The organism is Streptomyces sp. NPDC048338 (assembly GCF_043201055.1).
Lineage (GTDB): Bacteria > Actinomycetota > Actinomycetes > Streptomycetales > Streptomycetaceae > Streptomyces.
Window position 1 is genome coordinate 623,441 of record NZ_JBICYQ010000001.1, and the last position, 22,361, is coordinate 645,801.

Here is a 22,361-nt window from a genome sequence, read left to right on the forward strand (position 1 = left end):
CCCTTCTGGAGACCGTTGATGCCCGCCAGCACCCCGGCAACGCTCACCGCCCGCGCCCTCCTGCTCGACATGGACGGCACCCTCGTCAACTCCGACGCGGTCGTCGAGCGCTGCTGGCGCCGCTGGGCCGTCCGGCACGGGCTCGACCCCGTGGAGGCGCTCAAGGTCGTCCACGGACGCCAGGGCTACGCGACCATGGCCGTCCTCCTCCCCGAGCGCCCCATGGCGGAGAACCACGCGGACAACAAGGTGATGCTCGCCGAGGAGACGGCCGACCTCGACGGCGTCGTGCCCGTACCGGGCGCCCCCGCCTTCATGACGGCGATCGCCTCCCTCCCGCACGCCCTGGTCACCTCCGCGGACGCGGCCCTCGCGCGGGCCCGGATGGGCGCGGCACGGCTGCCGATGCCGGCGATCCGGGTCACCGCGGAGTGCGTCGGCGCCAGCAAGCCGGACCCGGAGGGCTTCCTCAAGGGCGCGGCGGAACTGGGCTTCGCCCCGGAGGACTGCGTGGTCTTCGAGGACTCCGAGGCCGGGATCCAGGCCGGCCGCGCGGCCGGCATGCGCGTGGTGGGCGTGGGGCCGCGGGCGGCCGCCTTCGGCCCCGACATCCACGTCCGCGATCTCACGGACCTGTCGCTGTCGGTCTCCGAGGACGGCACGATCCGCCTCACGCTCCTGCCGTAGTCGACGGCCTCGGCACGGCGGGTCCGTCACGAGCGGGTCCGTCACGGGCGGGTCCATCACGGGCGGGCGGGAGATGCCCGCCACCCCGTCCACCCCGTCCCGCCCCGCCCCGCCCCGCCCGTCTCACCGGCCGGGCTTCGCGCCCTCGCCGGCGGCCGGCCCGCGCACCAGCCTGCCGCGCGCCACCAGTTCCAGGACCACCGCCACCGCGACCGCCTGGACGACCATCAGCGCCACGAGGACGAAGAGCTGGACGGCGCCCGCCTCCCACGGTGACGCCCCGCCCAGCAGCATGCCGACGAAGGCGCCGGGCAGCGTGACGAGACCGACCGTCCTCGTCTGGTCGAGCCCCGGCAGCAACGCGTCCGCGGCGGCCTCGCGCGCCACTTCGAGGCGCGCCTCCCGCTCCCCCAGGCCGACGGCCAGCCCCGCCTCGACCTCGCCCCACCGGTTCCCGAGTTCGTCCAGCGCGCGCCGCCCGCCGAGGACGGTGGCGGTCAGCGCGCCCCCGATGAGGATGCCGGTCACCGGAATGAGCGCGATGCCGCGCACCGGGACGAGCCCGGTGAGGACGAGCGCGCCGACGACCGGCACCACCCCCGCCGCGATGGGCAGGCCCGCCCACCACCAGCCGGCGCCGGCCCGGGTGACGCGCCGCCCCGCGGTCCACACCGCCACCCCGTACATGAGCAGCAGGAAACCGAGCAGCAACGGCAGGTGCCGCATCACCCACCCGATGACGAGGGACACCGCCACGAGCTGAACGGCCGCCCGCAGGCCGGCGACCAGACTGTCGCGCGGTCTCCCGAGCCGCGCCACCGCGACCACGCCCGCGGCCACCGCGAGCAGAACGGCCAGGACCACCCCGAAAGCGACACCGACGTCGAGAAGCACGCGCCAACCCTAGGGTCCCCGCCGGTGAAGAGCGGCGCCCGCGCGCGGGCATGCGTCGTGGACCAGGTGGGACGTACCGGGCAAGACCCGGCGCCGGCACCCGATCTGGCACTTCGTCAGACCCGCACGACCCCTTGATGTGACGTGCCCATGTCGCCACTCTGTTACCTGGCGCACCCCGCATGGAAACCTCGCGCCGCCACGATGACCGGGCCACCCGGCACCCGCTCGGGGACGGTTCGGCCCAGGTCCCCCCACACCAAGGGAGTTCGCATGCCTCTCGCCAGTGTCTACGCGCGTCGAATAGCCCGCCGCGCCACCGTGCTCGGCGCCACCGCCGCGCTGACCGTGACCGGCCTCCTCGCCACCGCCCCGACCGCCCAGGCCGCGATGCCCACTCCGGTGAGCGCCGCCACCGCGCGCTCGTACCTCGCCTCGCTCACGGTCAAGGCGGAAGGTTCCTCCACCGGTTACAGCCGCGACCTCTTCCCGCACTGGATCACCCAGTCGGGCGCCTGCAACACCCGCGAGACCGTGCTCAAGCGCGACGGCGTCAACGTCGTCACCGACTCCAGCTGCGCTTCGGTGAGCGGCAGTTGGTACTCGCAGTACGACGGCGCCACCTGGACCGTCGCCTCCGACCTGGACATCGACCACATGGTCCCCCTCGCCGAGGCGTGGCGTTCGGGCGCCAGCTCCTGGACCACCGCCACCCGGCAGTCCTTCGCCAACGACCTGACCCGCCCGCAGCTCATCGCCGTCACCGACAACGTCAACCAGTCCAAGGGAGACCAGGATCCGGCGGAGTGGATGCCGTCGCGCACCGCGTACCGCTGCACGTACGCCCGGGCCTGGGTGCACGTGAAGTACTACTGGAACCTGAGCGTCGACTCCGCCGAGAAGAGCGCCCTCCAGTCGGTCCTGAACGGCTGCTGACGCCGGGACCCGTGTGATCCGCCCCGCCGTTCCGTACCGTACGGCGGAACGGCGGAGGGGGATCACGATGACGGCCGGACTCAGGATCGGACCGGTACTGCGGTACGTCGACGGGGTGACGGGCACCTCGGCGACGGTGTGGGTCGAGACGGACCGCCCGTGCACCGCGGAGATACGGTGCGCGGACGGCGCGGGCGGCCGCGCGCGGACCTTCCAGATCGCCGGCCACCACTACGCCCTGGTCCCGGTGACCGGGCTGACCCCGGGCGTGGCGACCGCCTACGAGGTCCTGCTCGACGACCGCCCGGTCTGGCCGGAGCCCGGCTCCGGCTTCCCGCCGAGCACCGTCCGCACGCCGGCCGGCGGACTCCGGGTCGCCTTCGGCTCCTGCCGCTGGGCGGCGAAACCGGCCGCCGGCCACGACCCCGTCGGCCCGGACGCGCTCGACACCCTGGCGACGGCCCTGGTCGCCGACCCGGACCGCGAACGGCCCGACGTCCTGCTGCTCCTGGGCGACCAGGTGTACGCGGACGAGACCTCCGTCGCCACCCGCCGCTGGCTCGCCGCCCGCCGCGACCCGCGCGACGCCCCGGGCTCGGAGGTCGGCGACTACGAGGAGTACACCCGGCTCTACGACGAGTCCTGGCGGGACCCGGAGGTCCGCTGGCTGCTCTCGACCGTCCCCAGTCTCATGATCTTCGACGATCACGACGTGATCGACGACTGGAACACCAGCGCCGCCTGGCTCGCGACGATGCGGTCCACGCACTGGTGGCACGAGCGGGTGGTGAGCGGGCTGATGTCGTACTGGGTGTACCAGCACCTCGGCAACCTCTCCCCCGCCGAACTGGCGGCCGACCCGCTGTACGCCGAGATCCGCGCGGTGCCCGACGGGACCGAGCTGCTGCGCCGGTTCGCGGCGGAGGCGGACGCCGATCCGGCGCGGGTGCGCTGGAGCCACCGCAGGGACTTCGGCCGGACCCGCGTCCTGATGGTCGACACCCGGGCGGCGCGTGTCCTGACGGAGGACTCCCGGGCGATGCTGGACCCGGCCGCGGCGGCCTGGGTGCGCGCCCAGGCGCTGGACGGCCCCGGCACGTACGACCACCTGCTGGTCGGCACCTCGCTGCCCTGGCTGCTGCCGCCGCTGATCCACTACGCGGAGGCCTGGAACGCGGCCCTGTGCCGGGGCGAACGGGGCGGGCCCGCCGGGCGCTGGGCCCGGTTCGGGGAGTGGCTGCGGCAGCGCTCGGATCTGGAGCACTGGGCGGCGTTCCCCGGGTCGTTCGAGGAGCTGACCCGGCTGCTCGCGGAGGCCGCCGACGGCGGATCCCCGGGCGGCCGCGCGCCGGGAGCCGACACCGGGGAGGCGCCGGCCACCGTGTGCGTGCTCTCGGGGGACGTGCACCACGCGTACGTGGCGGAGCCCCGCTGGCCGGACGGCGGCCCCCGGGCCCGGGTGGTCCAGCTGACCTGCTCCCCGCTCCACAACGCCGTCCCCGCGTCGATACGGCTCGGCTTCCGCTTCGGCTGGAGCCGGGCGGGGCGCCGGCTGGGGCGGCTGCTGGCCCGGCACGGCCGGGTGGCCCGGCCCTCGATCGGCTGGCGCAGGACGGGCGGCCCGTGGTTCGGCAACCAGCTCATGACACTGACCCTGCGGGGGCGTTCGGCGGTGCTGACCCTCGATCAGGCGCGGGCGGGGGCAGGGCTGGTGACCGTCGACGAGCGCGTGCTCGACGCGGGGTGACGCTCCCCACAACCGCCCACGTGGCCGAATGTTGAACTTGCAAGTACAGGTGAGGGGTGCCTAACCTGACGGCCTCATCGGTTCCGTCCCCCACGTTCCGTTCCCCCACGAACGGACACGACCGAAGGAGTCCGTCCCCATGAACAACCTGGCGAACCGCCTCCACCGGGCGCAGCCTTACGCGCTCGGCCTGTTCCGCATCGTCGTCGGCCTGCTCTTCGCCTGCCACGGCGCCGCCTCGCTCTTCGGCGTCCTCGGCGGCGCGATGGGCGGAGGCACCGTCGAGACCGGCATCTGGCCGGGCTGGTACGCGGCGGTGATCCAGCTCGTCGCGGGTGTCCTGGTCCTGGTCGGACTGGGTACCCGTACCGCGGCGTTCGTCGCCTCCGGGTCGATGGCGTACGCGTACTTCAAGGTGCACCAGCCCGAGGCGCTCTTCCCGCTGCAGAACAGCGGCGAGGGTGCGGCCCTCTTCTGCTGGGTGTTCCTGCTCCTCGTGTTCACGGGGCCGGGCGCGCTCGCGCTCGACCGGCTCTTCGGGGCCCGGAGCGCGGGCGCCGAGGAGCCGGTCGAGGAGCGGCGCGCGCCGGTCGCCGCCTGACCCCGTCGCCGTCCGGCGCGGCAGGCGTCCCTCCTGCCGCGCCGGGCGTGTGACGCCCGTGCACCACCGGGGCCGGAGACCGCAAGAGCGGTTTCCGGCCCCGGTCGCTGTGTACGGCGCCCGGCCCGCGTAGGCTCTGGCGCTGTGAATGTGCTCGACAGCATAGGGTCACTGCGGTCGCTGACCGCGGGGCCGTGGATCTACGCGGCGGTGGCGACGTCGGTGCTCCTCGACGTCTTCCTGCCGGTGCTGCCGAGCGGAATCCTGGTGATCACGGCCGCGACGGCGGCGGCGACGGCCACGGCGACGTCGACGGACGTGCCCTCCGTCCTGCCGCTGCTGCTGTGCGCGGCCACGGCCTCGGTCCTCGGCGACTACGTCGCCTACCGGCTGGCCTGGCGCGGTGGGGCCCGGCTGGACCGGGCGATCGCCCGCTCGCGCCGCCTCACCCGGGCGCAGGAACGTCTCGGCACAGCGCTGGCGCGGGGCGGCGGCCTGCTCGTCGTGATCGCGCGCTTCGCCCCGGCGGGACGTTCCGTGGTCTCCCTGGGCGCCGGCGCGGCCCGGCGCCGGATCAAGGAGTTCCTGCCGTGGTCCGCCCTCGCCGGCGTGGCCTGGGCGGGCTACAGCGTGGCGCTCGGCTGGCTCGGCGGGCTGTGGCTGGGCCCGACCTGGATCAGCGCGGGCGTCTCCGTGGTCGCGCTGTTCCTCGCGGGCGCGCTGGCCGCCTATGTCATACGGCGTCCGGCTGCGCCTCCGGCCGCGGCCTCCTGACCCCGCGCACCTCGAGGCCGTCGAGCAGCCGGGCGGTCGCCTCCGCGATCTCGTCGACGGCGCGGTCGAACACCTCGCGATTGTGGGCGGCGGGGTGGTGGAAGCCGGAGACCTTGCGGACGTACTGCAGGGCGGCGGCCCTCATGTCCTCCTCGGTCGCCTCTTCGGGGAGGGCGGGCGGGCGGAGCGTCTTGATGCTTCGGCACATGCCTCCAGTGTCGCGCGCGGCACCGACAACCGGCGGCGCGTCGCGTCCGCGAGGGCGGGCGCGCGTACGACCGGGGGGTGACGGGGCCGCGGGCCCCGGGGGCGACCGGGCCCGCCCGGGGAACGCGGCACCGCGGGCCGGCGCGTCACGGCACCGTGTGCCGGGGCAAAGGGAGCACGGCGGCGGAGCCGGACGCGGGCGTGCGAGGGCGCCTCAGCTGAGGCCGCGCCGACTTCGCGCGTTGATCTCCGCGGCCCGTGCCCGCAACTCCCGCATCGGGGTCGCGAGCTGTACCTGGTCCGGCTCGGCCTCCCACGTACTGCCGCCGCTGACGGGCCGGATCAGGAACCGGCCTGCGACGCTGTCCATGTAGAAGCCGACCCGCCCGGTGGCGATATCGCGTACGAGGTCCCCGACCTCGGGCAGTGACTGCACGAATCCCCTCCGTCCCGGAGTCGCAGATCTCTGGAGAGATACAGACAGGGAATCCTGGAGGCCCCTCCCTGTCAACGTATCTCTAGAGATGTCCCCCGATGGATGGATCGCCCGCGCGGGACGGCCCACACGCGTGCACGGGTGCGAAGGAGCGCGCCGTAGGGTGTCCCGCAGACGAAGGGAGTAGTCCACCCATGACTGACCCGGACCGCGGCCGTCGGCCCAAGTACCAGCGCATCGCCGACGAGTTGAGAACCGCCATCCAGGCAGGCGCGTTCGCCCCGGGCGACCGGCTCCCCGGCGAGAACGACCTCATGACCAGCTACGAGGTGGCCCGGATGACGGCTCGGCAGGCCCTGTCCGTCCTGCGCAACGAGGGCCTGGCCGAGGCCCGCAAGGGCGCCGGGGTCTTCGTGCGCGCCTTCCGCCCGCTGCGCCGCCGGGGCATTCCCCGCCTCGCCCAGGAGCACTGGGGCACGGGCCGCTCGGTCTGGTCGGCGGACATCGAGGACCGCGCCCTGGTGGTGGACCAGGTCGAGGTCCGCGAGGCGGCGGCGAGCACCCGGGTCGCCGACGCGCTCGGGCTGACGGCCGACGCACAGGTCTGCGTCCGCAGCCGCCGCTTCGTCCTCGACGACAAACCGGTCCTGCTCTCCGTCTCCTACCTGCCCGCCCGCCTGGCCCAGGGCACCCCGATCTCGACGCCCGACACGGGCCCGGGCGGCACGTACGCGCGGCTGGCCGAACTCGGCCGGCAGCCGGTGCACTTCCGCGAGGAGATCCGCTGCCGGATGCCGACGGCCGACGAATCGTCCCGCCTCGCGCTGGAGTTCGGCACGCCCGTGATCCTCATCGGCCGGACGGCCTTCACCGCGACGGGTGAGGCGGTGGAGCTCAACGAGATGACGCTGGACTCGGCGTCGTACGTCCTGGAGTACGAATTCGACGCGTGACGGCGAAGACGCGGCCGGGCGCGGCGTGGGCGACCTCGCCCCCGAACGTCCCGGCCGCCTCCGCCACGGCCTGCGCGGGCTCGGTGCCCGGTCCGACGTGGGTCACCACCAGCCGCCCGGCGCCGGCGTCGGCGGCGCTCCGGCCGGCCTGCGGCGCGGAGTGGTGCCCGGGCAGGTCGCCGTCGGCCTCGCAGACGAACAGCTCGCAGTCGCGCGCGAGTTCGACGAGGGCGGGGCACGGCTCGCAGTCCCCCGAGTAGGCGATCCGGCGGCCCTCGGCGTCCTCGACGCGCAGGGCGAAGGCGGGCAGCCCTCCGTGCTCCACGGACCGGCTGTGCAGGGTGAGCCCGCCGACGCGGGCCTCGTGCCCGTCGCGCAGCTCCTCGACCGCGAAGGTGTCCTCGACGGGGCTGCGCAGGGGGCCGTTGGTGAGGAAGCCGGCGAGCCGGTCGGCGATGCCGGGCGGCCCGTAGAGCGGCAACGGGGCGTCGCGCCGGACGTCGGCGTACCGGAGGCCGTAGTAGGCGGTGAGCAGGTCGGCGCTGTGGTCGGCGTGCAGGTGCGAGATCCACACCGCGTCGAGCTCCCCGAGCCCCGTGTGGCGCTGGAGCTCCCCGAGCGACCCGCTGCCGGCGTCCACCCACACCCGCGCGCCCCCGCCCTCGACGAGATAGCCGGAGCAGGGGTTGCCGGGCCGGGGGTAGGGCGTGGCGGATCCGAGCACGGTGATCCGCAGAGCGTCGTCGGCCATGCCCGGATTCTAGGGGGCGACGAGGATTCGTGTACGTATTCCGGAAGTTGTGCTTGAAGCGTGAACGTCGTGCGTATTCTGTGTCTTCGCCGGGGTCGATTCGGTGACCGCCCGGCAGAACTGAGGGACATTCATGCTCCGTACGCGCTCCGTCGCCGCCGCCGCCGCGGCGGCGGCCGCCGGCCTCCTCCTGCTGCCGTCCCCGGCGCAGGCCGCCGGCTCGGTCCACGTCTACAAGATCTACTACGACAGCCCGGGCTCGGACACCCGCTCCAACACCAGCCTCAACGGCGAGTACGTCCAGATACGCAACACCACCTCGGCGGCGGTCAGTCTGAAGGGCTGGACGGTCACGGACGCGTCGAACCACAAGTACACCTTCGGCACCTTCACCCTCGGCAAGGGGAAGACGGTGACGATCCGCACGGGCCGCGGCACGAACACCTCGGCGACGCTCTACCAGGGCCGCGGGGCGTACGTCTGGAACAACGACCGCGACACGGCGACGCTCCGCACGTCCTCCGGCCGCTGGGTCGACAACTGCTCGTACAACTCGACCCGGGTCGACTACAAGATGTGCTGACCCGCCCCCTGACGGCGCGCCCCCGGCCAAGCCCCTGGCCGGGGGCGCGCCCACGCTCAGCCGCCGTCGGGCTCCTGGCGCGCCGCCGGTACGCCGTGCTGCTGCACGTCGGCGTCGACCTGCCCGCCGAGGGTCATGACGTTGAGGGTCGCCGAGTTCTCGCTGGCGATGGCCTTCTCGACCCGCGCCACGAGCAGGGTGAAGCAGTCCCGCTCGGGCAGCCGGTGGTAGGGGCCCACCCTGGTCTCGAAGTAGATCCGTTCATGCCCCAACAGCTGTTCGGTGGAGCGGTAGTTCTTCCACTGCTCGCGATACCGGTACACACTCTCCAGCGACACCGACGCGACCACGACGAGGCTGAGCGCGGTCGCCGTGATCCGCGCGAACGACAGATCCAGGTTGACCAGTACGGGCACGAGCGCGCCCCCGACGACCGAGACCGTCCGCATCCGCAGATGCATGGCCTTCATCCTGGTCGCCTTGCGGTCGTACCACTCCTGGTACTGGAGCAACCGGCTCTCCACATACGCCTGCGGGGTCATGTCCCCGCCGCCGGGCCGCACTTCGATCACCGGGCCGTCCCCGTCCCCCACGTCTGACATGCCCGGAGTACATCGCCGCCGCTCCGCGCCGTCAACCGGAACCGGCGAAACCACGCCGTCCGAGTCCGTCACCTCGGTCACACGTGGAGACGCGGCTCGCGCAGGGCGTCGAGGGCGGTCCGCCAGGGATAGGCCGCCGCGTTCGCCTGACCCGACCCGTCCAGTACGGCACCGCCCTCGCCGAGCAGGACCCGCACCCCGGCGGCGCGGAGCGTGGCCACGGACTGCTCGAACTGCGGGTGCGCGGCGAGCGCGGGGTTCAGGCACGGCATGACCGCCGTGGGGGTGCCCTTCCCGATCGCCTCGGCGACCACGGCGACGACGAAGGACGACGTCAGCCCGAGTGCCCAGGCGTTCACGCTGTTGAAGGTGGCCGGGGCGAACAGGATCGCGTCGGCCACGGGCCACGGCTCCGGATCGCCGGGCAGGCCGTGGTCCCAGCGGACGGGGTGCCCGGTCAGCGCCGCGAGCCCGTCGAGCGATCCGCCGAGCCACCGGGCCGCGGTCGGGGTCAGCCCGAGGCAGACGTCCCAGCCGTCGGCCTGCGCGTCCTCGATGACCCGCGCGATGTCGCGGACGGGCGCGGCGGCGCTGGAGAACAGGTACAGGGTCCGAGTGCTCATCCCCCTATCCGATCACACACGACGTCCCCCACCTCGAACGGAGTCGAGGGGAGCGCTCCCGACGGGCTGGTGACCGGCGTTGCCCGGGCCCGCCCTGCGGTCACCGCGGGATCGTGCTCGTGCCGCCGTCTCCGCTCTCCGCCCGGCCGAACCGACGTGTCGGTCGGATCGCCTAACGTGTCGGCTCACGAGAAGCGACCGCCGCACCGCGCGAGGGGGAGACGATGGGGACCTACCGGCAGACCGTCGTGGACCTGGACGCCTCCGCGGACGAGGCGGCCGCGTGGGGCCTGCACGGCCGGAACTGGCTGGAGACGCAAGGGTTCGTCCGCCCCGTGCCGTGGCAGGACGGGATCGTCCGTCTGGCCGGCCCGCGCTGGCGCGAGGCCGTCGATCTGGTGCCCTGGGACCGGCGCGCACGGATCCGGGAGTCGGAGGAGGAGCCGGGCGACGAAGTGCGCGTCATCACGGGCCGTACGGTCTTCGTCGCCGGTCCGGGGGATCCCCCGGCGGCGATCTGCCCCGGCTGCCGTACCCCCGACCCCGCCTGGCCCCACTCGGCCATCGACACCTGGTACACCACGGGCGCGGCAGACCTCGGCTGCCGGGCCTGCGCCCGCCTCTCCCCACTCCCCGACTGGGAGTGGACCGATGACTACTTCGCCTTCGCCCACCTCGGCTTCCAGTTCGACGACTGGCCGCCACTGCACCCGCGCTTCACCGCCGCCCTCGGGCAGGCGCTGGGCCACCGCATCCGGGTGCTCACGGGGAAGATCTGAGCCCGGGGGCGAATGCCGAGCGCCCGGGCACGCGAAGCGGGGGTGGGGCGCTGGGAACGGCGGTCCGTTCGTACGCCGGTCAACAACCAAAAAGTGCCAACGAGCCCCGGCCGCCGTAGGCTTGAGTTACTTGGAACGACCACCGAGGGAACGGCCACCCCGACCTCGGGTTGCGGACGGCTCACCGCCGCCGACCTGGTCTCCCCGCATCGCTGCGAGCGAGGTGGAACTCGTGATTCCGCTGCTTACCGCCGAATTCTCATCCTACCGAGGCACCCACACGTACCCCGTGCACCACCAAGGGTCTGCCGGCGGGCAGGACATCAGCCCCATGGGAGGCCATTACGAGGACTGCGCCTCGATCGGGCAGATGTGTGCCGGCTTCTGCCCCTCTTCCCCGGACCCCGGAAACTGCTACTGCAGTTGCGCTCAGATCACTGCGCACTGCCTCCACTCCCCGGCGCCGCCTTGCCACCTGTCCTGAGTAATCCGGACCCCCCGCGGGCCGACGGCTCCCGACCAGCCGGAGGTGAGTTCTGTGAGCGACTCCAACTGGTCGCACCTCACCGGCCTCGACCGCGCCATGGCGTCCTCCGCGGGAGATCCCTCCGTCGTCGTCGGGCTGCTGGACGGGCCCGTGGACGCTCGTCATCCGGGCTTCGCCGAGGGATCCCTCGTCGCCCCGGCCCCACCACCGCCCGACACCTCCTCGGCCCGGCACGGGACGGCCGTGGCAGGGGTCCTCGCCGCTGACAGGAACGGCACCGCACCGGGCATCTGCCCAGGCTGCCGGGTGTTCGTCCGACCGATCTTCGATCCTGACGGGCCGGCCACCTCCCGACCGCGTGACCTGGCTGACGGCATCGAGGAGTGCGTCGTGGCAGGCGCGCGGATCATCAACATCAGTGCAGGTTTCAAGCAGGGCGGCTTTCCCGTCGAGGTCCTCGGACACGCCCTGGACCTCGCCGGGCGGCGGGGCGTCATCGTGGTGGTGGCGGCAGGAAACCAGGGCCGGGTCAGTGGCTCGCCCCTCGTCTCCCACCCCCACGTCGTTCCTGTCACCTCGTGCGACGGAGCCGGGAGACCTCTCCCGAACGGCAATCTGTGCGCCTCCGCGGGGCGCCGCGGAGTGCGTGCCCCGGGAGTGGAGGTGGAGACCCTTGCGCCGGGGGGCGGAGTGCTGCGGCTGAGCGGTACCAGCCTGTCGACCGTGCTCGTGACCGGCGCGCTGGCCCTGGCATGGTCGGTCGCCCCCGCGGCGCCGGCCGCCCTCCTCCTCCAGGCGCTGTCAGGTCCCCCGTCCGCCAGGCGGCGGATCGTTCCGCCGTTGCTGAACGCGGTCACCCTTGTCCGGGCCGCGTCGTCGACAGTTCCGGAGCCGTGGCCATGAACGCAGACGGATCGCCGAAGGCGGTAGGGCGCGAGGCCAAGGCCTCCCCCACGACAACCGATGCGCGAACCCCCCGTTTCCGGGTGCGCCTGCCGGGTTTCGTCATCGAGGAGGACGTCGGCCTCGGCGACGCGATCAAGAGAGCGACGGCGTCGGCAGGGATCACACCCTGTGGCAGCTGCCGCGAAAGGGCGGCCGCCCTCAACCGCTGGATGCGCTTCACGTCTCGCTAGCGAATCCCCCTCACCACCCCTACGGGAGAACTGATGGACCTCGACGCAGACGCTGCTTCCCACGAGCCGACGGCCACACCTGCGGCGGCGGAGGACAGTCCGCTCAGCCCGATGACCGCGGAGCCGACCGAGGTGTCAGCCCCGCATGTGCCGCTCGACACGGGGGCTCCACCGGAGAGGGCCCGCCCGTTCGTGTACGCGATCGGGCGGATCGACGCGCGCTTTCCCAGCCTGAGCATCGAGAAGGAGTTCGCCCAGGCCACCGGCCGCGCGGAGACCGCGAGCCTGACCAACCGTCAGGCCGCTCAGAGCGTGCTGTCGGATCCGGCGAACCGCTACCTCGCCCGCAGGATGTGCTGGGTGTTCACGATCGAGGGCATGGACACCTACCTGCTGGTCCCCCGGGACGAGACGGACCTCGATCTGCTCCTGGGCGCACTGCGCCCTTCACCCTCCCGGTCGGACACCGACGTGGCGATCGGCACGCTCGGCCCCTTGGCGCCGTCCGAGAAGTGCGGCGGTCTCGTCGTCCCCATGGTCATCTTCGACCAGATCTACTCCTTCGACACGGAGTCCTTCGTCGCCCAGATCCCTCCTCCTGACGGAGTCGACGCAGGCGCGTTCCAGGAGACCGCGAGCGAGTTGTTCAACAGGATCACCCAGCTGGCTGACAATGCCGGAAATACCGACGAACACCGCGCCCTCAACTACCTGACGATGCGCTATCCGGAAATCTACGCGGAGACCGCCAGGCAGCATGCCCGGAACTCGTCCCTGACGAACGTGGAAGCTTTCCCCTCACCTTTGTCAGGCGTACGAACCGTGATCACCGCCGTGTTCACCTACACCCACCGGAGCACCAACTTCGTGGAGAAGTTCGCGGCGCAGGTGGACACCACCGAGGTGTTCCCGTTTCTCGCGACACCCGGTTTCAGCCCCTACTACGACCACTGAAGAAGCAGCGATGACGACCGGCCGAGAGTCCTCAGGCGAGAAGACCGCGCGCGCGGCAAGGGCCGCCGCGTTGCTGCAGCGGCCCCCGAATGCGCCTCAGCCGGACAGGGCGGACATCGCCGTCGACTGCACTGCGTACTGGGACGCCGCCCAAGCCTTCTACGAGCAGGGGCAGGTGGCCTACACGGCGAACGACTACAAGGCAGGGGACTTCCACGTATCGGTCGGTGACGGTTTTCGACGGCTGGCGCTCCTGTGTTCGACCATCGACGCTCGGGATCCCACGCTCGCCGGGGCGCCCTCAGCCGGCGACGTGCCTGATTCCCCCCTGTCCCTCACCGATCTCCTCGGCCGCCTGAACGAACTCCAGGAGCTCGCCACGGAGAGGGGCCGGCCGACCCGCCCGGGCGGACTGCCGGCAGCGCTCGAACACGAACACCACTGCCTGCAGTTCGCGCGAGCCGCCTCGTTCTACGCCTCCCGCGCGGCGCAGGCTTTCGCCGCCGGCGATGTCCTGTCGGGCAACCACTACCTGCACGAGGCTCAGGCCCACTGGATTCTGTTCAATCTCTGCATGAGCTCCACGCAGGCCACGGCGCGCAGCTAGGACATGTCCGGCCGATCATGTGACTTCTCCGTGCCCAAGTCGTTTCTGTGAGCATGGGGCGGGGCGATCTGAGTGATGCCGAGTGGGAACGGCTGCGGCCGTTTCTGCCAGTCAGCAACGGGCGTTGCGGCCGGTGGCGGGATCACCGGCAGGTGATCGACGGGACTCTGCACCGGGTGCGGACCGGGGTGCAGTGGCGTGACCTGCCCGAACGCTTCGGACCGTGGAAGACCGTCTACGAACGCCACCGCCTGTGGTCGGCCGACGGCACCTGGGAACGTCTGCTCCAGCAGGTCTAGGCCGCGGCCGACGTCGCAGGCGAGATCGACTGGGACATCTCGGTCGACTCCACCATCGTCCGCGCGCATCAGCACGCCGCCGGCGCCCGCACCGACCCACCGCCGGCCCCGGGACCAAAAAGAGGGCCGCAGGCATGGAACACCAGGACGAGACGCCGTGGCAGAGCCTTCTCGCCCGCCTGGTGGAGGTGGTGCGGGAGGTGAGGGCCTGGGCCGCTCGCGGGGCGGGTTCACCACCAAGCTCCACCTGAGCGCGGACGGCCGCTGCCGCCCCCTGTCCCTGATCGTTACCCCAGGTCAGCGCCCGAATCAGCCCTAAATGATCGCAGCTTCCCAACTGAGGGCTCGGGCGCTGTCGTCACGGGCCGGCCGTCACGGCTTGCCCTGGTCGACTGCACCAGTAGCGTGGCTGAGGCCGGTGGGGGTGCGACATGTACACGGGTGCGTGGCCGGTCGGCGTGCCCGTCGTCGTGACGGACGGTCATCGGCTGAGTTGCAGGCGTCGCACGGGGGTGCGCCCATGGTCGTCCTCCGACCTCAGGCTCACCTTGCGAACAGAAGCTCCACAATCGGCTACGAGGAGATATCTTCATCACCCAAACGTCTGGGACTGGAAGGGCAGGGCCAAGTACCGCATGGCGTATGACCTCGCACCTCCCGAGCCCGCTGGGATGGTGGCCTCCCTGAGTTCGCTGGGCTACTCACTCCCTGATGCCGTCGCCGACTTGGTGGACAACAGCATCTCGGCCAGCGCGGAAACGATCGATGTGGAGTTCACCTGGGACGGGCGCTTCTCGTGGATCGCCGTAGTTGACGATGGTCATGGCATGTCGGAGGACGCCTTGGTCACCGCGATGACCGTCGCGGCCCGCTGGTCAGCAACAGACCGCACTTCCAGGGACCTGGGCCGGTACGGAGTGGGGCTGAAATCGGCTTCCTTTTCCCAGTGTCGCCTGCTGACAGTCAGCACCGCGGAAGTTGACGGCCCTTGGCGCTCGCGGACATGGGACCTGGGCGTGGTCGAACAGACCGGTGAGTGGCGCTTGCTCCGACAGCCGCCGGCCGAGGCCGAGAAGGCCTTGGAGCAACTCACCGCGGGACGGTCCGTCGGCACGATAGTTCTGTGGCAGCGGCTCGCCGGATACGGGGAGATCACCGCGGCCGATCGCAGGACCCAGCGGCAGTTCTACGATGAGGCTGAGAAGGTCCGTGGCCACCTCGGACTCGTCTTCGCCCGGTTCCTCTCCGGCTCGGCCGCGCTGACATTGCGTGTCACGGGCCTTGCCGTCGAGCTGTGGGACCCGTTCCTGTCCAATCATCCGTCAGTGCTGCATCACCCGGTGGAGAACCTGCCCCTCGAAGGGCACAAGGTCAGGGTCGAGCCGTACGTACTGCCGGGGCTGCAGCGGCTGACCTCTGCCGAGGCGGAGCGTGCCGGAGGTCCTAAGGGGTGGCTTCGGCAGCAAGGCTTCTACGTGTACCGCCGAAACCGCCTTCTTCTCGCGGGAAGTTGGCTGGGCATACGTGGGCTCCGGCGCGAGGAGAAGTACAACCTGGCCCGCATCGCCGTCGACATTCCGGCGGAGACCGACGCCCAATGGCAGGTTGATGTCCGAAAGGCGACGGTGGTGCCGCCGGTCGTGCTGCGCCAGCATCTTCAGCGCATAGCGCGCACGGTTCGGTCCGCCGCAGCCGAGACCGTCCGCAACCGGGGTCAGATAGCGGCACGGCAGCGCGCCGAGAACCTGTCATTCGCGTGGAACGTGCGGCGGGACGAGAACGTGGTCCACTGCCGGATCAACCGGAAGCACCCCTTGGTGGAGGCGGTACTACAGGAGGGGGGCGGCGATCCGGCGAACATCCAGGCGCTGCTGCGGTTGCTGGAGGAGACAGTGCCTGTGCCGGCGCTGCGAGTGCTGCACGAGACCGACACGGCAGATGATCCCGAACCCTTCGGTGGTCCGGGGAGGGCCACCGAGGAGGCGATCAAAGTGGCTCAGCGCATGTTCGATGTGCTTGTTGCCCAAGGCCGCTCTCCGGATGAGGCACGACAGGCCATCCGCACGACGCAACCATTCGACCAACTGAACGGATTCTGGAACAAGTGACCGCCCGGTCGGGGCGTACCCTCCTGTTTCCGTCCGTCAAGTCACATATCTCCAGGGGGAGGAATTCATGAATCCGGCAGTCAGCAAGGACCTGTCCTTTGCGCTGAAGGTGGCCATTCAGTTTCTTCCGGAAGACCGGCAGGCTACGTCAGACGAGGTGACCAAGGCTGTTGAGACGGCCAAGATGGTCGCCGGCCTCAATGGTGTAACGGTGGAGGCAGTCGATCTGCGCAAGCTGGTCGAGTCCCGCACCACCATCTTCCAAGAGAGTTCAGCAGGGCTGAGTGACAGTGAGAACCACGTCCGATGGCTGCCCGATGCCAAGAACGACCGTTCGTGGGCCTTCTGGACCCGGTATGAACGCTTTCTGAAGCATTCGCGAGGCATGCCACTCCAAGTGGTGAACAGCATCGACCGGACGACGGACGAGGTTCTCGGGGAGTTGGAGGATCCGCACCGGCCCGGCTCATGGCGTCGCATGGGGCTGGTGATCGGCCAAGTCCAGTCCGGGAAGACCGGCCAGTTCATCGGTCTGGCGGCGAAGGCTGCCGACGCCGGATACCGGCTGATTGTCGTCTTCGCCGGCGTCCTCAACGACCTACGTGCCCAGACCCAACTCCGCGTTGACGAGGGCTTGCTGGGCTTCGACACCCAATACCAGCTCCGGTCCGACCAAGAGGGCGCCGACCGCTACATCGGCGTCGGCGCCATGGCCGGTGAGCCTCGTCTTCACGTCGCATCGCTGACCAACAGCACCGAGAAGGGCGACTTCGACCGGAAGACCGCCTCCAAGGCGAACCTACCGATCGGCAACTTCCCCGTTGTTCTGGTAGTCAAGAAGCACCCGAAGATCATCGACTACCTGCGCACCTGGGTCACGGAGGTCCACGGCGTCGAGGACCCCAAGACGGGTCGCAAGATAGTGCAGGACATCCCGCTCTTCGTCATCGACGACGAGGCCGACAACGCATCCGTGAACACGGCCGGTGACGGTGCGGACCCCACCAGCATCAACGCCGCTATCCGCAAGCTGCTGACCAGTTTCGACAAGTCGTCCTACGTCGGCTACACGGCGACCCCCTATGCGAACATCTACATAGACCCGGATGCTGACCACGACAGCCTCGGCGGCGACCTGTTCCCCGAGAGCTTCATCCGTACATTGCGCGCGCCGTCCAACTACCTCGGTCCGGAGCGCCTGTTCGGTCTGCGTGCCTATGCGGAAGAGGAGGACATCGACCCACTGCCGCTGGTACGCCATGTCGACGACACCGAGAACTGGGTGCCCGAAAAGCACAAGTCCGGCTTCACAGTGACCGCCGAGCTGCCGGATTCGTTGCGGCGCGCCATTCACTCATTCGTGCTGACCTGCGCCGCCCGCCGCGCGCGGGGGCAGGTGGATGTCCACAACTCGATGCTGGTGCACGTCACCCGCTTCACGAAGGTCCAAGGGCAGGTCCGAGACCAGATCGACGACTACGTGAGGCTGCTCCGGAATGGTCTAAGGGACCGCTATGGAGCCGCGTCTCGTGCGCACATGAACGAACTGCGGCTTATGTGGGAGAGGGACCTCGAGCCCACCACCGCTTTCTTCACCGCGGACGAGGCCGAACGGCTGTCCTGGGAGCAAACCGCCGCCGAAATCCTCCCCGCGATCCAGAAGCTCGAGGTCAAGGCCATCAACGGGGTGGCCAAGGACGTACTCGACTACTACTCGAACCGCCACACAGGCATGTACGTCATCGCTGTCGGCGGGCAGAAGCTATCGCGTGGCCTCACCCTTGAGGGTCTTTCGGTGAGCTACTACCTGCGCTTCGCCAAGACCTACGACACCCTGCTGCAGATGGGCCGCTGGTTTGGCTACCGGCCCGGCTACGAAGACCTGTGCCGGCTTCATACGTCTCCGCAGTTGGTGGCGGCCTACGAGGAGATCACAGCCGCGACCGATGAACTCCGCCGGGACATCGAGGAGATGGCGGCGATCGGTTTCACGCCCCGTGAGTTCGGTCTCAAGGTTCGCACCTCCTCCTTGGGCCTGAGCATCACAGCTGCCAACAAGATGCGTCAGGGCACGCGGGTGCGGCTCAGCTTTTCCGGCGAACTCGCTGAAACGACCATTTTTCCTCTCACCAACGGGAACCCAAAGCACAACTTCGACAGCCTGCAGACATTCGTCGGCATGCTTTCGGCGCACACTGCACCGGAGGTCGACCCGAAGACTGGCAGTCTCGTGTGGTCGGACATCCCTGCAGAATTGGTGGCGTCCGGCTTCTTCGACCCCTACAAGTCCGCGCCGGAGGCTAACCGGATCCGTCCTGACGCCATCTCTGCCTACATCCAGCAGTGCGCCAAAGCCGGAGAGCTCGGCCGGTGGGCCGTCCGGATCGTCTCCCGACGGGGAGCGGATATGTCCGTCGACCTCGCGGAATACACTTTGGGCGCGGTCACACGAGCGGCCTCTAAGACTGCACGCCCGGACTCCACGAAACACACCATCAAGCGCATCCTGAACCCCAAGGACGAGTCGCTCGACCTCGACCCAGAGCAGTACGAGGCTGCTTGGGAGGCGACGAAGAAGGCCGCTGAAGGGCGCAAAAACCGCAACGGCGGACCGCTTGCACCGACCCTGCCCACAGGTGAGCCGCTTCGTTGGCAGCGCCGCCCCGACCAGGCTCACCTGCTCATCTACCTGATGGAGCCGCCGGAGGCGAACCCCGTTGTACCACTGATCGGGTTCGCCGTCAGCTTCCCCTTCTCCAAGGCCTACACCGCGACCGAGTACGTCGTGAATGCTCCCTGGTGGAAGGACGACTCGGACGACCTCGGTGACGAGGACGGGGCGGAAGACGCGTGATCAACGAAGCACTGTGGCAGGAGCTGGAGGCACCGCAGCCAAACCGAGGGCGTTCCACCCGGCGGTTGTTCCCTGAGAGCGGGCACGACATCCATGTTGGCGTGTCCCAGCCGGGGCGGCAACGCATGCTGCTGGTGAGAGGCGGTTCACGGGCGGTCGACCGTGCGCGCCCACTCCTTGCCGGCCTGCGGGAGACTCACGGCCTGAGTCTGTCCTGTAGTTCGGTGAGCAGTCGCGAGTTCGAGCTCCAGATCTCCCTGACCGCCGGTGAGCTGCGGGAGGTTTTCACCCCCCTCGCAGAAGACATCGCGCTTACCTCGAAAGACGCGTCACCGGAGACAGTTCTCGAGCGGGCGGTCCGACGTTTCACGCACTGGCAGCAGCTCATGCGCAGTGTCGGAGCGCACGGTCTGGGCAGAGAAGCCCGGCTGGGGCTCTACGGGGAGCTGCGCTGGCTTCGCCACCTGCTCGCTGTCCTCCCGACGCATGTGGCGGTGGAGGCATGGACCGGACCGGAAGGCAGCAACCAGGACTTTCAGCTGGCGCACGTCGCCATCGAGGTCAAAACGACTACTAAGAAGAACCCGAACACCGTCCGGATCGCCAACGAACGGCAACTCGACGATCGCGGCGTCAGCCGCCTGGTGCTCGTACACCTGGTACTCGACGAGCGCCGGGGCGGCCTAGGCGAGAGTCTCAACTCAGTGGTGGACGATATCCGCACGGCCGCCAGCGGCACCTCGGCATCCGCCCTGTTCGAGAACCGTCTGATCCAGACCGGCTATTTGCCGCACCAGCGGGACCTTTACGATGAACCGCGCTACACCCCTCGTCGAGCCGACCTGTGGACCGTCGGCAAGGGATTCCCGCGCATCGTGGAGACCGGCCTTCCCGACGGGATCGGCAACTGCGCCTACGACATCAGCGTGATCGCGCTTGAGAAGCACCGCACCACGACCGATGAGGTCACCGAGGTAATCAGAGGAACTGATGGCTGAGCTGCCCCTTGCCGACTACGCCCGTACGCTCACGGGCGACATACAGACTTTGGCAGAAGCGGAGGACGGCTCCATCCCGAGGACGTTCACCCGTTGGGTTCTGGAGCAGTTGGAGGAGTCCGGCTTTGTCTCCAACATGACCGTCGCCTACCACAGCGGGCACGGCGTCATGGTGTACGGCTTCGGATACAGCGACGACCGCTCGGTCCTCGACCTCTACACCACGGCTTTCAGCCTCGACCCCATGGTCGACAGGCTGACCAAGGCCGACGTGACAAGGCACTACCGCAGGCTGCTCGCCTTTCTGCAAAAGGCCGGCAGCATCCGGGGCAACTTCGATCAGCCCACCGAGGTGCACCAACTGTGCGAGGGCGTCGAGAAGCTGCTTTCCAACGCCTCCAAAGTACGCCTCTTCCTGTTCAGCAACTGTGAATCGGCGGCCCGCACGCAGCCGGAGCCCACCGAGTTCCAGGGCCTCCCCGTCGAGCATCACCTCTGGGACCTCGCCCGGCTCTACCGCCACCAGACGTCCGGTGCCGCTAGCGAGCCGATCGTTGTGCAGTTCGACCCGCCGATCAACTGCCTGTCGGTGCAGAGCGTCGAGCCTAATCTCTCCGTCACCCTCGCGGTCGTTCCCGGACGCCACTTGGCCGAGCTGTACGAGGAGCACCGCACGCGTCTCCTCGAACTGAACGTGCGCGCGTTTCTGCAGGCCCGCAGCACGGTCAACCGGGGAATCCGCCTTACCCTGCTCAATGAGCCGGGGCGGTTCTTGACCTACAACAACGGCATCACGGCAACAGCGACCGCCGCGGAATTTGTCGAGGACGCTGAAGGCAGGCGTGTCGGCATCCGCAGTCTCACTGGCCTCCAGATCGTGAACGGTGGGCAGACCACCGCCACCCTCCATCACGTCTTCAAACGGGACAAGAAGGACCTGGACGGTGTAAGCGTCCAGATGAAGCTGACGCTGATGGGCTCGGACGACCTGATGGCAATCGTCCCAAGCATCTCGCGGTACTCGAACACCCAGAACAAAGTCACGCTGGTCGATCTCTCGGCCAACGACAAGTTCCATGTCGAATTCGAACGGGTCAGTCGCACTCTGTGGGCGCCGCCAACCACCCCCGGCGGACCGCAGACACGCTGGTTCTACGAGCGGGCCCGTGGCTCGTACGCGGTGGAAGAAGCGAAGCAGCAGACATCCATCGTCGCTCGGCGCAAGTTCAAGGCCGAGAATCCAGCCGCCCAGCGATTCGCCAAATCTGACCTAGCCAAGTTCGTGAACGCTTGGAGCGGACTGCCGCACCTCGTCAGCCGCGGAGCGCAGAAGAGCTTCGCCGCCTTCCAGGCCAACGTCAAAGAGCAGCCCCCAGTCATCGATGCGGATTACTGCCGCCGAACGATCGCCATGGGCATCCTCTTCAAGGAAGTCGACAAGGTGGCCAAGGCGCACGACGCTGGAAGCCACAAGGCTCTGATCACGGCCTACACGACAGCCCGTCTCTGCGAAGAGACCGGTCGGCGTATCGACCTCGACCGCATCTGGCGGGAGCAGCAGGTTAGCGACGCGATCGTCCAGGCCGCCCATGATCTGTGTCCGCTGATCATGGACATGGTCATCCAGGAGGGCAAGCACGTCACCGAGTGGGCGAAGAGCAGCAAGTGCTGGGAGGAGGTCTCCCGCATCCCTTGGACTGTTCCGGAGGAACTGGCCGAGGAGCTGTTGGCGAGGCCTGTCGAGTTCGCGGTGGACACCCGGGAGGAAGAGGAAGAGCAGCTCTCCAGGCTCAAGCAGATCGAGCTGAGCGAGTGGGAGATGCTGGCCGACTGGGCACGGGAAACGCGTGCCCTAGAGCTGGCCGAGCAGCAGATCGCCACTACGATCGCTGCCAAGCTTGCGACCAAGGCCACCATCACGGCGGCCCAGGTCAGGAAGGCCTTGGAGGTCTACGACAACGCGATCGAAGAGGGCTTCAGCGCGTTCGCGCCATAGGACTGCGCCTGAGCCTGAGGGCCGGCTCCCGAGACGGAACGCTTTGGGGTCAGGCCCTCGCCAGCCTTGATCAGGGCGCGGCTTGGCCGTCGTCCTCCTCGCTGGAGGCCTGGCTGTACAGATCGGCTTCCAAGCGTTCGCCGACGCAGTGCTCGCACAGCGGGCACTGCGCGCGGCCGGGCTGTCTGACTTGCAATACGCGGGACAATCACACCAAGAGCGGCCGAACGCCGCGACGGCTCCTTGCCTGACCGGCAGAGAGGAAATCGACGCCGCAGAGAGAAGCTCCTGGACGAATCCGACAGACACTGGCTTTGGAGCTCTCCGAGCAGCAGCTTGCGGCGACGAT

The 22,361-nt window shown here is 69.6% G+C and carries 22 protein-coding genes and 1 pseudogene; 17 read left to right on the forward strand and 6 right to left on the reverse strand.

Annotated elements, in window-relative coordinates; translation table 11 throughout:
* Positions 1 to 18 precede the first annotated feature (18 nt).
* A complete protein-coding gene (locus ACGFZF_RS02845) occupies positions 19 to 687 on the forward strand; it encodes an HAD-IA family hydrolase (protein ID WP_393550728.1) in 669 nt (222 codons plus the stop codon).
* A gap of 123 nt (positions 688 to 810) precedes the next feature.
* Here the strand turns inward: ACGFZF_RS02845 and ACGFZF_RS02850 are convergent, their stop codons facing one another.
* Positions 811 to 1,581: an ABC transporter permease gene (locus ACGFZF_RS02850; RefSeq protein ID WP_393550729.1), complete on the reverse strand. Its 771-nt coding sequence runs from the start codon at positions 1,579 to 1,581 to the stop codon at positions 811 to 813.
* Between the two features lie 273 nt (positions 1,582 to 1,854).
* On the opposite strand from ACGFZF_RS02850, the gene ACGFZF_RS02855 reads away from it, so the two are divergent.
* From ACGFZF_RS02855 to ACGFZF_RS02870, 4 genes are all read left to right on the forward strand, one after another.
* Positions 1,855 to 2,517: an HNH endonuclease family protein gene (locus ACGFZF_RS02855; RefSeq protein ID WP_147977825.1), complete on the forward strand. Its 663-nt coding sequence runs from the start codon at positions 1,855 to 1,857 to the stop codon at positions 2,515 to 2,517.
* Positions 2,518 to 2,584: 67 nt separating this feature from the next.
* On the forward strand, positions 2,585 to 4,264 hold the full coding sequence (locus ACGFZF_RS02860; protein ID WP_393550730.1) for an alkaline phosphatase D family protein: 1,680 nt from the start codon (positions 2,585 to 2,587) through the stop codon (positions 4,262 to 4,264).
* Between the two features lie 139 nt (positions 4,265 to 4,403).
* Positions 4,404 to 4,865: a DoxX family protein gene (locus ACGFZF_RS02865; RefSeq protein WP_393550731.1), complete on the forward strand. Its 462-nt coding sequence runs from the start codon at positions 4,404 to 4,406 to the stop codon at positions 4,863 to 4,865.
* A gap of 150 nt (positions 4,866 to 5,015) precedes the next feature.
* On the forward strand, positions 5,016 to 5,639 hold the full coding sequence (locus tag ACGFZF_RS02870; RefSeq protein ID WP_356598324.1) for a VTT domain-containing protein: 624 nt from the start codon (positions 5,016 to 5,018) through the stop codon (positions 5,637 to 5,639).
* Here the strand turns inward: ACGFZF_RS02870 and ACGFZF_RS02875 are convergent.
* Positions 5,599 to 5,847 carry a DUF2277 domain-containing protein gene (locus ACGFZF_RS02875; protein ID WP_356598326.1) on the reverse strand — a complete coding sequence of 83 codons (249 nt, stop codon included), beginning with the start codon at positions 5,845 to 5,847 and terminating at the stop codon, positions 5,599 to 5,601. The two genes, ACGFZF_RS02870 and ACGFZF_RS02875, sit on opposite strands and share 41 nt — an antisense overlap.
* A gap of 213 nt (positions 5,848 to 6,060) precedes the next feature.
* Positions 6,061 to 6,282 (reverse strand): hypothetical protein, encoded by a 222-nt coding sequence (locus tag ACGFZF_RS02880; protein WP_393550732.1) that lies wholly within the window; start codon positions 6,280 to 6,282, stop codon positions 6,061 to 6,063.
* A gap of 194 nt (positions 6,283 to 6,476) precedes the next feature.
* On the opposite strand from ACGFZF_RS02880, the gene ACGFZF_RS02885 reads away from it, so the two are divergent.
* A complete protein-coding gene (locus ACGFZF_RS02885; RefSeq protein ID WP_393550733.1) occupies positions 6,477 to 7,235 on the forward strand; it encodes a GntR family transcriptional regulator in 759 nt (252 codons plus the stop codon).
* On the opposite strand, the gene ACGFZF_RS02890 is transcribed toward ACGFZF_RS02885, so the two are convergent.
* On the reverse strand, positions 7,177 to 7,986 hold the full coding sequence (locus tag ACGFZF_RS02890) for an MBL fold metallo-hydrolase (RefSeq protein WP_393550734.1): 810 nt from the start codon (positions 7,984 to 7,986) through the stop codon (positions 7,177 to 7,179). The two genes, ACGFZF_RS02885 and ACGFZF_RS02890, sit on opposite strands and share 59 nt — an antisense overlap.
* Before the next feature lie 133 nt (positions 7,987 to 8,119).
* Between ACGFZF_RS02890 and ACGFZF_RS02895 the strand changes: the two genes are divergently transcribed.
* Positions 8,120 to 8,569, forward strand: coding sequence for a lamin tail domain-containing protein (locus tag ACGFZF_RS02895; protein ID WP_393550735.1), 450 nt, complete (start codon positions 8,120 to 8,122; stop codon positions 8,567 to 8,569).
* A gap of 56 nt (positions 8,570 to 8,625) precedes the next feature.
* Here the strand turns inward: ACGFZF_RS02895 and ACGFZF_RS02900 are convergent, their stop codons facing one another.
* Both ACGFZF_RS02900 and ACGFZF_RS02905 read right to left on the reverse strand, forming a co-directional pair.
* A complete protein-coding gene (locus ACGFZF_RS02900) occupies positions 8,626 to 9,171 on the reverse strand; it encodes a DUF4231 domain-containing protein (protein ID WP_393550736.1) in 546 nt (181 codons plus the stop codon).
* A 77-nt stretch (positions 9,172 to 9,248) separates the two neighbouring features.
* Positions 9,249 to 9,794: a flavoprotein gene (locus tag ACGFZF_RS02905; RefSeq protein WP_393550737.1), complete on the reverse strand. Its 546-nt coding sequence runs from the start codon at positions 9,792 to 9,794 to the stop codon at positions 9,249 to 9,251.
* A 224-nt stretch (positions 9,795 to 10,018) separates the two neighbouring features.
* Between ACGFZF_RS02905 and ACGFZF_RS02910 the strand changes: the two genes are divergently transcribed.
* The 10 genes and pseudogenes from ACGFZF_RS02910 to ACGFZF_RS02955 all read left to right on the forward strand — a co-directional run bounded on the left by ACGFZF_RS02910 (position 10,019) and on the right by ACGFZF_RS02955 (position 22,012).
* The gene (locus ACGFZF_RS02910) at positions 10,019 to 10,573 is read left to right on the forward strand and encodes a hypothetical protein (protein ID WP_393550738.1); all 555 of its coding nucleotides are present in this window, start codon (positions 10,019 to 10,021) and stop codon (positions 10,571 to 10,573) included.
* A 538-nt stretch (positions 10,574 to 11,111) separates the two neighbouring features.
* A complete protein-coding gene (locus tag ACGFZF_RS02915; protein WP_393550739.1) occupies positions 11,112 to 11,963 on the forward strand; it encodes a S8 family serine peptidase in 852 nt (283 codons plus the stop codon).
* The gene (locus ACGFZF_RS02920) at positions 11,960 to 12,196 is read left to right on the forward strand and encodes a hypothetical protein (RefSeq protein ID WP_393550740.1); all 237 of its coding nucleotides are present in this window, start codon (positions 11,960 to 11,962) and stop codon (positions 12,194 to 12,196) included. Before ACGFZF_RS02915 ends, ACGFZF_RS02920 begins: the two co-directional genes overlap by 4 nt.
* A gap of 33 nt (positions 12,197 to 12,229) precedes the next feature.
* Positions 12,230 to 13,150 carry a hypothetical protein gene (locus ACGFZF_RS02925; protein ID WP_393550741.1) on the forward strand — a complete coding sequence of 307 codons (921 nt, stop codon included), beginning with the start codon at positions 12,230 to 12,232 and terminating at the stop codon, positions 13,148 to 13,150.
* Positions 13,151 to 13,160: 10 nt separating this feature from the next.
* Entirely contained in the window at positions 13,161 to 13,757 is a 597-nt protein-coding gene (locus tag ACGFZF_RS02930) for a hypothetical protein (protein WP_393550742.1), read from the forward strand.
* A 53-nt stretch (positions 13,758 to 13,810) separates the two neighbouring features.
* A pseudogene (locus ACGFZF_RS02935) lies at positions 13,811 to 14,372 on the forward strand (IS5 family transposase); the annotation flags it as partial.
* A 319-nt stretch (positions 14,373 to 14,691) separates the two neighbouring features.
* Entirely contained in the window at positions 14,692 to 16,164 is a 1,473-nt protein-coding gene (locus ACGFZF_RS02940) for an ATP-binding protein (RefSeq protein ID WP_393550743.1), read from the forward strand.
* Positions 16,165 to 16,231: 67 nt separating this feature from the next.
* On the forward strand, positions 16,232 to 19,018 hold the full coding sequence (locus ACGFZF_RS02945) for a Z1 domain-containing protein (protein WP_393550744.1): 2,787 nt from the start codon (positions 16,232 to 16,234) through the stop codon (positions 19,016 to 19,018).
* A complete protein-coding gene (locus ACGFZF_RS02950) occupies positions 19,015 to 20,016 on the forward strand; it encodes a PD-(D/E)XK motif protein (protein WP_393550745.1) in 1,002 nt (333 codons plus the stop codon). The genes ACGFZF_RS02945 and ACGFZF_RS02950 overlap by 4 nt, the downstream gene beginning before the upstream one ends.
* Positions 20,009 to 22,012 (forward strand): AIPR family protein, encoded by a 2,004-nt coding sequence (locus ACGFZF_RS02955; protein ID WP_393550746.1) that lies wholly within the window; start codon positions 20,009 to 20,011, stop codon positions 22,010 to 22,012. The genes ACGFZF_RS02950 and ACGFZF_RS02955 overlap by 8 nt, the downstream gene beginning before the upstream one ends.
* Positions 22,013 to 22,361 lie beyond the last annotated feature (349 nt).

Coding starts and splice junctions, on each gene's coding strand:
- ACGFZF_RS02845 (WP_393550728.1), top strand. CDS start 19: ATGCCCGCCAGCACCCCGGCAACGCTCACCGCCCGCGCCCTCCTGCTC.
- ACGFZF_RS02855 (WP_147977825.1), top strand. CDS start 1,855: ATGCCTCTCGCCAGTGTCTACGCGCGTCGAATAGCCCGCCGCGCCACC.
- ACGFZF_RS02860 (WP_393550730.1), top strand. CDS start 2,585: ATGACGGCCGGACTCAGGATCGGACCGGTACTGCGGTACGTCGACGGG.
- ACGFZF_RS02865 (WP_393550731.1), top strand. CDS start 4,404: ATGAACAACCTGGCGAACCGCCTCCACCGGGCGCAGCCTTACGCGCTC.
- ACGFZF_RS02875 (WP_356598326.1), bottom strand. CDS start 5,847: ATGTGCCGAAGCATCAAGACGCTCCGCCCGCCCGCCCTCCCCGAAGAG.
- ACGFZF_RS02885 (WP_393550733.1), top strand. CDS start 6,477: ATGACTGACCCGGACCGCGGCCGTCGGCCCAAGTACCAGCGCATCGCC.
- ACGFZF_RS02890 (WP_393550734.1), bottom strand. CDS start 7,986: ATGGCCGACGACGCTCTGCGGATCACCGTGCTCGGATCCGCCACGCCC.
- ACGFZF_RS02895 (WP_393550735.1), top strand. CDS start 8,120: ATGCTCCGTACGCGCTCCGTCGCCGCCGCCGCCGCGGCGGCGGCCGCC.
- ACGFZF_RS02900 (WP_393550736.1), bottom strand. CDS start 9,171: ATGTCAGACGTGGGGGACGGGGACGGCCCGGTGATCGAAGTGCGGCCC.
- ACGFZF_RS02905 (WP_393550737.1), bottom strand. CDS start 9,794: ATGAGCACTCGGACCCTGTACCTGTTCTCCAGCGCCGCCGCGCCCGTC.
- ACGFZF_RS02910 (WP_393550738.1), top strand. CDS start 10,019: ATGGGGACCTACCGGCAGACCGTCGTGGACCTGGACGCCTCCGCGGAC.
- ACGFZF_RS02920 (WP_393550740.1), top strand. CDS start 11,960: ATGAACGCAGACGGATCGCCGAAGGCGGTAGGGCGCGAGGCCAAGGCC.
- ACGFZF_RS02925 (WP_393550741.1), top strand. CDS start 12,230: ATGGACCTCGACGCAGACGCTGCTTCCCACGAGCCGACGGCCACACCT.
- ACGFZF_RS02930 (WP_393550742.1), top strand. CDS start 13,161: ATGACGACCGGCCGAGAGTCCTCAGGCGAGAAGACCGCGCGCGCGGCA.
- ACGFZF_RS02940 (WP_393550743.1), top strand. CDS start 14,692: ATGGCGTATGACCTCGCACCTCCCGAGCCCGCTGGGATGGTGGCCTCC.
- ACGFZF_RS02945 (WP_393550744.1), top strand. CDS start 16,232: ATGAATCCGGCAGTCAGCAAGGACCTGTCCTTTGCGCTGAAGGTGGCC.
- ACGFZF_RS02955 (WP_393550746.1), top strand. CDS start 20,009: ATGGCTGAGCTGCCCCTTGCCGACTACGCCCGTACGCTCACGGGCGAC.